The sequence below is a fragment of the Microcystis sp. M31BS1 genome (genome assembly GCF_020245285.1).
In the GTDB taxonomy this organism is placed as follows: domain Bacteria; phylum Cyanobacteriota; class Cyanobacteriia; order Cyanobacteriales; family Microcystaceae; genus Microcystis; species Microcystis panniformis.
In genome coordinates this window covers 1-9,210 of the sequence record NZ_JADBVE010000102.1, presented here as the reverse complement: position 1 = coordinate 9,210, position 9,210 = coordinate 1, and the positions used below count along the sequence as shown (strand labels likewise).

The window sequence follows — 9,210 nt, the reverse complement described above, 5'->3', positions numbered from 1 at the left end:
TAAATCCTTATCTGGTAAGAGACTTAATTGATTAGTTGGCTCTAGAGCAAAAACAATTGACAAAAATCGCTAAGTGCCTTTCTCTATAAGGGTTCCATCCCTTATAACCCCCGTCCATTGCATAACACAAACCGAAGAGCCATATTTTTCTCGCAACTTCGGTTGACAAATAGAATCACGACATTTATTAAGAACAATAACAAACCAACGAAAATCCGCATTATCTTCTACCCCTTCAATACCGTTACGAGTGGCAATAGATTCAGCAGCATCTGCTAAATCTCCCTCCCATTCCTCAATAACATCAAGCGCACTTAAAACATTCTCATTGTCCGCAAATTCAATACGGTACTGAGCAATTTGTTCTGATGTTAACTGCGTTGTGTCTGACATAATACTATCCTTAAAGCTAAAACCAATTTTTTCCCATTATCTCACCTTATTAGCTCCTAATCCCACCAAATGCCGTCAGGACAATCCCTAGCTTTAGGTTGTCCCCGACTTTATAATCGTCTCGTCGCTAACGGTTTTGACTTTACCGATGGCAAATTAATCCCATCAAGATTAGCTTAGAAGACTAAGAAGAAGCGAATTTTTGGGGGTGATAATTTACTTTTGTCAAAAATCATTACATATTCGCAACAAAATACACTTTTTTGAGCAAATTAATATACCATACTTAGACAAGGCGATCGATTATTTTGGCCGCCGAGATTTTTAATCATTATAAGATTGTTTCCCTAATCGCCAAATTAACAATTACATACCGAAAAACAATGACAGCAGAATTTAAGTTTATTCCCCTGCAATTTCACTGGGTTGCTATCAATCCTAAACCGATTGGGGTTGTCTATTTTATCGGTGGTGCTTTCTTCGGCACTTTTCCCAATCTGTTCTATCGTTATCTACTCAAACAAGTCTTTGAGCGGGGCTATACTATTATTGCTATTCCCTATCGTTTTACTTTTCGCCATTGGAATGTTTCCATAGAAATGGTCAAAGATTTGATTGGATTGAGAAAGGCTATTTATGAAGAAGCTAAGTTTTTAGGCTATGAAGATAACCTTGATTTGTATTTAGAGGATCCGACTGCTGGTAATCCTAATTATTTTTGGATGGGCCATAGTTTAGGGTGTAAATATATCTCCCTTTTAGAAGTTTTAAGTGATGTGGAAAACACAGAACTAGAACAGGTTTTGAGGGGTTGTGTCGGCAAAAATCAAGCCGAAGATATCCAAAAATCGCTGAATAATACCGATATCCATGCCGTATCTCTGAAAAATCAACCCTCACTTTTACTGGCTCCTGTAATTGCTGGCATAGATAGCGCAATTCCCATAGCTGCCCTAGCTAAATTAGTGCAAAGTTTGGGTTTAGACGTACAGCCAAATGTGCAGGAAACCCGTTGTTTAATTAGCAATAGTAACCTATTTCGACTCTTGGAAATTATCGCATTTGCTAAGGATCTACAGGCTAAAGATACGGTAGCCTGGTTCATTAAAGAACTAAGTCAACAACTCTTAAAACCAGTAGTTCCCTTAGCCAATCGCGGCCATCTAGCACCCCTTGGCTGGCGCAATGGCGACCAAGAATTAGCCGATAATGTGATTAAATCAATTCAGGAATTACGCGCTAAACTCATCTCCTGTTATCCCCAAAGTCAGGAAAAAGAGGAAGTCTTAATGAAAATGATTTCTGAACATTAATCAATTGAGGATAGGGAGAGGTTACTAACAGTCAATATTGCCACCTGAATCGCTTTTTTTATGGCTTGTTGTTTGCTTTCTAAACTAATCCCTTCCTCTTTGCTTCTTTCGGCAATCACAGCACAAATACAAGCGGCAGTAAATCCATAAACCCCCGCCATTTTCAATAAAGTTCCCGCTTCCATTTCATAATTGAGAATATTTAAACGTCGATATTCTTCCGTAATTCCCTCTAAATGACGCTGAAGATAAGGATTAGCAGAAGACACAATTCTTTCCTGTCCTTCATAAAAACTATCCACAGAAGCGGTAATACCTACATGATAATTTACTCCCAAAAATTGAGCCGATTTGACTAGAGCAACTGTCAAAAAAGGATCCGCCACTGCGGGATATTCCGGAGGAGCAATATCATTAGCTGCACCTTGCCTACATAAAGCCGCTTGCGAGATAATAATATCACCAATTTTTATTCTATTTTGAATTGCGCCACAAGTACCGATACGAATAATAGTTTTAATTCCCACCTGTATTAATTCATTAACCACAATACTCAAAGATGGCGCACCCATGCCACTGGTAGCCAGAAGAATTGGGGTAGAATTATCTAGGTAGCCAAGATAACTATTTAATCCGCGATAATCCGATAGTAAACGTGCATTTTGTAAATAAGTTTCAGCAATATAGCGCGAGCGTTCTGGTTCCCCCGATAATAGGGTGATAGTCGGTTTTGCCGTGCCTAAATCCTCAAGGCTAAAGTTGAGATGATAGGGTTTTTGGTGAGATAAGTTATTGGACATTTAAATCAAATTAAGAGCAGTTACTTTGGTTAAATAGGCTTTTAGTTATTATAACAACTTTAGGTTTTAATTAAAATTAAATATTTAATTATTGACAAAAGAGAATCAAGCTTAAGGACGACTATTGATGTTAAGTTCTTGCACTAATTCCTGTACTGTGGTTGAGGGATTGGCATCAAAAGGATGTTTTTTGGCTTCATCTCTATCTTGAATAAGTTTTGCTGCATTAGTGATTGCTGTTGTCTGGTATGGCTTTAATTTTTCGTACATATCCTCTCGATTTTTTGCATATTGTTCTTTTTCGTTTAATAATTTACACTTTTTCATCTGAGTATTTAAAATTTTTGGGTATTCACTTCGGGATGTGGCAATATCCAGATATTGAAAGTGTAAAATAAACCAAATTTCAAAAGCTTCATTAGAATAGGCAATCTTGACATTATTTTCTTTAGCCAGTCTTTCTGCTTGATTAAATTGCTCTTTAGAACAGTTATCTTTATCAAAAACACACCAGATTTGATCAAATGAGTCATCTTTTTTTAGATTATCTATAATCTGAATAGCTTTGTTGACTAAACTCAAGCTATTTTTACCTTCACCTCGCACCGTAACTTCAATTGTCTTAGGAACATCAAAAGCCTTAAAATAGTTAACTTCAGTTTTTTCTCCCTCGCAAACAATTAAAAATCTTTTTCTTGTTTCTCTAGTCTTAGTTTGACGACGCAAATAATCAGAAGTATTCCTGTTGTTACTCATACTAATTACCAATAATTGTACTTAAATCACCAATAAAAGGTATTGCGCCATAACGACCTTGAATATAATCTTTTTCAAAGGTATTATTATTAATATCAGCAAATTCCACCAAAGAATATAAATCTGTTGCTCCTTGATGATTTTTTTCGGTAAACCAAATTTGATCCCTCCTTAAAAATTTATGACTAAGTAAATTAATATCGTGAGTAGTAAAAATAAGTTGAGCATTTTTGGGATTAGTTTTCTGAGAATTAAATAATTCGATTATACTTCTAGTCATTGAAGGATGAAGTCTGGCATCCAATTCATCAATTACTAAAACTTCCCCTCTTTGCAAAGTGTCTAAAATCGGTGCTGACAGAGCCAAAATCTTTTTAGTTCCATCAGATTCATGTTTGTCCATATCAAAAATTTCTAACTCAATCATTTTACCTGTTGAGTCATACTTTGGATGATAGGTTTTTATGGTAGCGGACTTTATTTCACCGCTAGAGTGACTGATGATATTTCTGACAACATCCGGTAAATCTTGCAGGAGACTGTCTAAGGAAATTTTTCTGCTTTCTATTTCTAGATTGTCAATACTTAAATCTAATTTTTTAATTAACTTAGTCACATCATCAATCAAATCTTGTCTATCAGAAAGATACTCAAGCGTAATCTCTTTTAAGAATTCCACATTTAACCCAGACACAACACCTAAGTGACTAAACCAAGAGACAATTTCCACCGCTAGAGAATTATTAAATTGAGCCGCTAGTGATAAAAACAGAGTATTTTTTTTTGTCAATCCTCTTAGTATATTACCTTGTTCAATATTTTTGCTATATTCTATTTTATCGTCTTGCCGATTAAAAATTTTAGTTTCACGACTTCTGGGCGTACAAAATAACCATTCGGAAACTACTCGCTTTTGAGTTACTTCAAATCCATATCTATAAGTTTTGTTTTTTAGCTGAAAAACTATTTCAAAAAAGGATGGTTTATCAACAGTTTCGGTATTTAATCTAAAGGGTTCCACATCTATTTTGTCAGTGATTTGTAATTTTGCAGAATTCATGACAAACCATCGCACAAAATTGAATGCCAGAATTAAATTACTCTTACCACTGGCATTTGCTCCATAAATAGCGGCACTTTTAAGTAAACTAAATTGTTGATTAACCTTAAAAACATTATTTTTATCAAGCTCATCATTACCACAGGCATCCTCCGCAGCTACCATGCTGAGAGTGACTACATCTTTAAAAGAGCGATAATTGCCGACACTAAATCCGATGAGCATTGCATATTAACCCTAACAGTCTCTAAGGAATAAAGGAGACGATACTTTTATTTTATGCACTTGTTGAGCATTTGAACAAGAATTGTCCTCAGAATCAGCAAACAATCACTGGAAAAAAGGCAAGGAAAATCAATTCCTTACCTGATGACTGTACACTTTTGACAACAAAATTACACTTTTGCTGACTCTTTAACTAACTTGTCCCAACCCAATTCCTTGAGGTTATTGTTGCGACGCAGGGGACGAGTAGCTAATTCTAAAATATCTCGCGCATTGGTAAAACCATGAATTTGAGCAAAAGTAAATTCTACCGACCATTTAGTGTTAATTCCCCGCGCTTCTAAGGGATTTGCATGGGCCATTCCTGTAATCACTAAATCGGGTTTTAACTCGTAAATGCGCTGAATCTGATTGTAGTTATCAGGTTTTTCGATAATTTTCGGGATGGGAACACCCATATCATTACAGGTTTTTTCTAGTAATGCTAATTCGGCCGCTTGGTAGCGTTTATCCATGTAGGGAATACCGATTTCATCGCAAGTCATCCCGCAACGAATTAGGAAACGCGCCAGAGAAATTTCTAGTAAATTATCCCCCATAAAGAAGACCGATTTACCGCGCACAAGTTGCAGATAATCCTCTAAACTTTCCCAAATTTTTGCCTCTCTTTCTTCTAATCCCTGCGGTTGTACTCCCAAAACCGAACAGATTTTTTCTATCCAAGCGCGGGTTCCATCCGGACCGATGGGAAAGGGTGCGCCAATTAATTTACACTTACGACGACGCATTAAAGTGGTGGCAGTTCGTGATAGAAAAGGATTGACACCAGCGACATAATAACCTTCTTCAATTACTGGTAATTCAGTAAAGCGTTTGGCCGGCAACCAACCATCTATTTTAACTCCTTGTTTTTTCAATTCTAGGGTTAAATTAGTCACAATTGGGTCGGGAACGGAACCAAATAAAACTAAAGGATGATGGTCTTTATATTCCGATTCTTCCTGTTTAATATCTTCTTTTTTACGTCCAAAAGTTAAGAGTTTCTGGATGGCATTCCGTTCTTCTTTTTCATCTTCGTGCTTAACTTTTTCGGGACATTTATGCACCATGGAAGCGAGGACGGTATCTTCTCCTTGGGTAAAGGCATAATCTAAACCATTAGCGCGTGCTGTCACGATAGGAATACCGATTTCTGACTCTAGTTTCGGTGCTAATCCTTCTAAGTCCATTTTGATGATTTCGGTGGTACAAGTACCAATAAAAACGATAACGCTAGGGTTTCTATCTCGTTTAATTTGTAAGCAGAGGCGTTTTAGTTCTTCGTAGTCTTTTAGTTGAGCGGAAATATCCCCTTCTTCTAATTCAGCCATAGCATAACGCGGTTCGGCGAAAATCATCACCCCCATAGCATTTTGCAGGAAGTAACCACAGGTTTTTGTGCCGATAACAAGGAAGAAACTATCTTCGATTTTTTGGTATAACCAAGCAACACAGCTAATCGGACAAAAGGTGTGATAGTTGCCAGTTTCACAATCAAATTGTAAAGCGCTCGGTTCTTGAGTGGCGGTCATGTTTTTTGGTTCTCCTTTAACTTGGTTTATTTAGGTTTTCTCGTTTTATCTGTTCTCTAATCTTTTGTAGTTTACTATCTTCTGATGGATTAAAAATTTCTAGTTTCTTCTTCTGACGGATCAAAATTCAATCCTCAGACTTCTACCAGTTTGTCCCCATCGGAATTAAGCTGACAAAAGAAATACATACATACTGATAACTTAAGTTCTAAAGCTGCATCGAGTTGGGTGGTGGGCCCGTGGGTAGGGTGGGTTAGGCGACGATAAGTTAGGCTATTAACTAATAAGTTAATTATTCGCCGTAACCCACCCAGAAAAAGAGTTTATTGGTGATTATTGGTGGTTATTGGTGGGTTACGCTGTCCCTAACCCACCCGACAAAATAATCTAAACCATCATCAGGTCTAATTCTTCCTCGGCGTTAACTTTCGGTTTATCGGCATTAAGATAGAAATCCGATAATAAAGTGAATAATTCCCGGTCGGCAGATTCTTTGGGAATAACCCCTTCTGGTTTGGCTAAAATCTGATCGGCAATATTGAGATAATAGTCACAAACGTAACTTAACATCGGGTCTTTGTCGGCCATTTCAAAGAGAGTTTGACCTTTAACTCTGGAGACGCGAATATCTTCAATTAAGGGTAAAACTTCTAACACTGGCATGGGAACATGATCTACATATTTATTAATTAAATCGCGTTTTGAGGTGCGATTACCAATTAATCCGGCTAGTCGCAGGGGATGGGTGCGCGCTTTTTCGCGGACGGAAGCGGCGATGCGATTGGCGGCAAAAAGAGCATCAAAGCCGTTATCTGTGACAATTATGCAGTAATCGGCGTAATTTAAGGGTGCGGCAAATCCTCCACAAACCACATCCCCCAAAACATCGAACAAAATCACGTCAAATTCATCAAAAGCGTTCAATTCTTTTAATAATTTCACCGTTTCCCCGACGACGTAACCGCCACAACCGGCACCGGCCGGAGGCCCCCCCGCTTCCACGCATTTGACACCACCGTAACCGTCATAGATAACGTCTTCGGGCCAGATGTCTTCGTAGTGAAAATCTTTTTCTTGCAGGGTATCGATGATTGTGGGAATCAGAAAGCCTGTCAGGGTGAAGGTGCTATCATGCTTGGGGTCACAGCCTATTTGTAGGACTTTTTTGCCTCTTTTGGCTAAAGCGGCCGAAATATTACAGCTTGTTGTCGATTTACCGATGCCACCTTTTCCGTAGACTGCGAGTGTTAAAGGCATGGAAGTTCTCCTAAATGTGCGCTTGAATGGTGAGTTTGTTTATCAGTGCTTTGATCCCAATTATTGACCATCTCCCCACCCCTTGGAAAGAGGCTCAATTTTTATCTGCTATAGCTAGAGTGAGATTGAACGCTTAAAAATTAGATAAATAATCTTTTAAAGCTTATAAAGTTTTTTAAAGTCATAAAAACTTATAAAAACAGTTTTATGTATATATTTACTTTAAATAAAAACAATAAACAAAAAACGCCAAAGCTTGACAAAAACTCGATAAACAGGGTTTTACCGTGCCAAACCCAGACAAAAAAGGCCAAGGTAGAGCCAGTCTAGAGACTGATGTCAGATTTTCGTGAATAATCATTACAATTTTCCCCGTCAGCAGATTAAATAAATCGATCCTGAGAAGGATGCCGAAAAAATCTGTAGTACAATTAGAACAAAGTACCTCTAGGGTTTCCCATGCGAGTTAAGCAAAAAACGCTGACTACACTCTTATTAGAGAATAAAGCTCCTAAATATCGTCCTTTTCTGGCGTTTTTTCTGGCTGGGTTTCCTTTGCTGTTTTTAGCATATTTGGTTTCTTTCCAGCGCGCTTATCTCAACTGCATGAGGTTAGGCACAAAAAGAATAGATTGTCAATATGTCCAAGAGTATAATTTTCCTGTTTCTAGTCGGGAAAATTTTTCTTTAACTCACATTAAAGCTACGGCTGTCTATCAGGAAGTTTTTATCAGTGTTGAGCAGGAAAAAACTGTTAATAACACGGTTTTATTGGTCGGAAGAAATAACCATCTCTACATCGAGAATTTTCGGGATGTGCAGTCAGCTAGTGATTTTAAAACCCGATTTGAGAGTTTTGTGAATATACATCAAACTCAGAAAATTATTGCCAAAAGTCCCTTAGATACCTTGTCAGCACTGCTAGAACACCACCATAATTATCCCTATTATCTCTGGGGTATGTTATGCTTATTCTCTGGTCTATTGTTACCTAAAATGTCGGATGAATGCCCCCGCTAAATTTTTCGACAAGATACTCACCTTTGCGGTGGATAAAATCAGACCAGAATATCAATGACCCTGAGCGAAGTCGAAAGGTCAGCAACGGAGCATCGATTTAATACTACCATCTATGGGTAAACTGTGTTATAATTAAACTATCCAATGGTCGAGAATTGTTAGATGCTAGTCGTAGAAGCAAAGCTAAAAAACGGAACACCAGAGCAATATCACCGGCTCGATGAAGCTATTAGAACTTCTCAGTTTGTGCGTAACTCTTGTGTTCGTCATTGGATAGAAAATAAAGGAACAACCCGCAATGATCTCCAAAAGCTTTGTGCGGTACTAGCTAACAATAAAGAGACACCTTGGGTTAATAAATTAAACTCTCAAGCTCGTCAATCGGCTGCTGATAGAGCCTGGCAATCAATTAATCGGTTTTACCAGAATTGTCATGCCAAGATACCGGGAAAAAAGGGGTTTCCTCGGTTCAAAAAGCATAGCCGTTCGGTTGAATATAAACTAACAGGATACAAACTATCTGATGATCGACGTAAAATTAGATTTACTGATGGCTTTAAAGCAGGAGAATTTGATTTATGGTGTAGTCAAAAGACGTTAGTTTATTATTCAGAGCAACAGATTAAACGGGTAAGAGTTGTTAGACGTGCTGACGGTTATTATTGCCAGTTTCTGATTGACGTAGAACGGCAAGAATACCATAAACCGACGGGACAAATAACAGGAATTGACTTAGGGTTAAAGGAATTTTATACCAATGCCCAAGGTAATACTGTAGAGAATCCACGTTATTTAAGAAAGTCAGAAAAACGACT

General features: G+C 37.7%; 7 protein-coding genes and 2 pseudogenes. 3 read left to right on the top strand and 6 right to left on the bottom strand.

Going from position 1 to position 9,210, the window contains the following annotated elements; all coding sequences use genetic code 11:
• Positions 1 to 102: 102 nt before the first annotated feature.
• Positions 103 to 393 (bottom strand): annotated as a pseudogene (locus IM509_RS05940) (hypothetical protein); the annotation flags it as partial.
• Between the two features lie 383 nt (positions 394 to 776).
• Here IM509_RS05940 and IM509_RS05935 point away from each other — a divergent pair.
• Positions 777 to 1,706: a DUF1350 family protein gene (locus IM509_RS05935; RefSeq protein WP_052278514.1), complete on the top strand. Its 930-nt coding sequence runs from the start codon at positions 777 to 779 to the stop codon at positions 1,704 to 1,706.
• Here the strand turns inward: IM509_RS05935 and IM509_RS05930 are convergent.
• The 5 genes from IM509_RS05930 to bchL form a co-directional block, all read right to left on the bottom strand.
• Complete coding sequence (locus tag IM509_RS05930) at positions 1,703 to 2,506, bottom strand: nucleoside phosphorylase (protein WP_185237387.1); 804 nt, start codon at positions 2,504 to 2,506, stop codon at positions 1,703 to 1,705. The two genes, IM509_RS05935 and IM509_RS05930, sit on opposite strands and share 4 nt — an antisense overlap.
• A 111-nt stretch (positions 2,507 to 2,617) precedes the next feature.
• A complete protein-coding gene (locus IM509_RS05925) occupies positions 2,618 to 3,262 on the bottom strand; it encodes an RloB family protein (protein WP_052277435.1) in 645 nt (214 codons plus the stop codon).
• 1 nt (position 3,263) lies between these two features.
• Entirely contained in the window at positions 3,264 to 4,547 is a 1,284-nt protein-coding gene (locus tag IM509_RS05920) for an AAA family ATPase (protein WP_185237386.1), read from the bottom strand.
• A 170-nt stretch (positions 4,548 to 4,717) separates the two neighbouring features.
• Positions 4,718 to 6,118, bottom strand: a complete 1,401-nt coding sequence (locus tag IM509_RS05915; protein ID WP_052277437.1) for a ferredoxin:protochlorophyllide reductase (ATP-dependent) subunit N — start codon at positions 6,116 to 6,118, stop codon at positions 4,718 to 4,720.
• Between the two features lie 387 nt (positions 6,119 to 6,505).
• A complete protein-coding gene (bchL, locus tag IM509_RS05910; protein ID WP_002759152.1) occupies positions 6,506 to 7,375 on the bottom strand; it encodes a ferredoxin:protochlorophyllide reductase (ATP-dependent) iron-sulfur ATP-binding protein in 870 nt (289 codons plus the stop codon).
• Positions 7,376 to 7,834: 459 nt separating this feature from the next.
• Between bchL and IM509_RS05905 the strand changes: the two are divergent.
• Both IM509_RS05905 and IM509_RS05900 read left to right on the top strand, forming a co-directional pair.
• Positions 7,835 to 8,365 (top strand): annotated as a pseudogene (locus IM509_RS05905) (hypothetical protein); the annotation flags it as partial.
• Between the two features lie 192 nt (positions 8,366 to 8,557).
• A partial coding sequence (locus IM509_RS05900) for an RNA-guided endonuclease InsQ/TnpB family protein (protein WP_287716693.1) occupies positions 8,558 to 9,210 on the top strand: 653 nt, incomplete at its 3' end.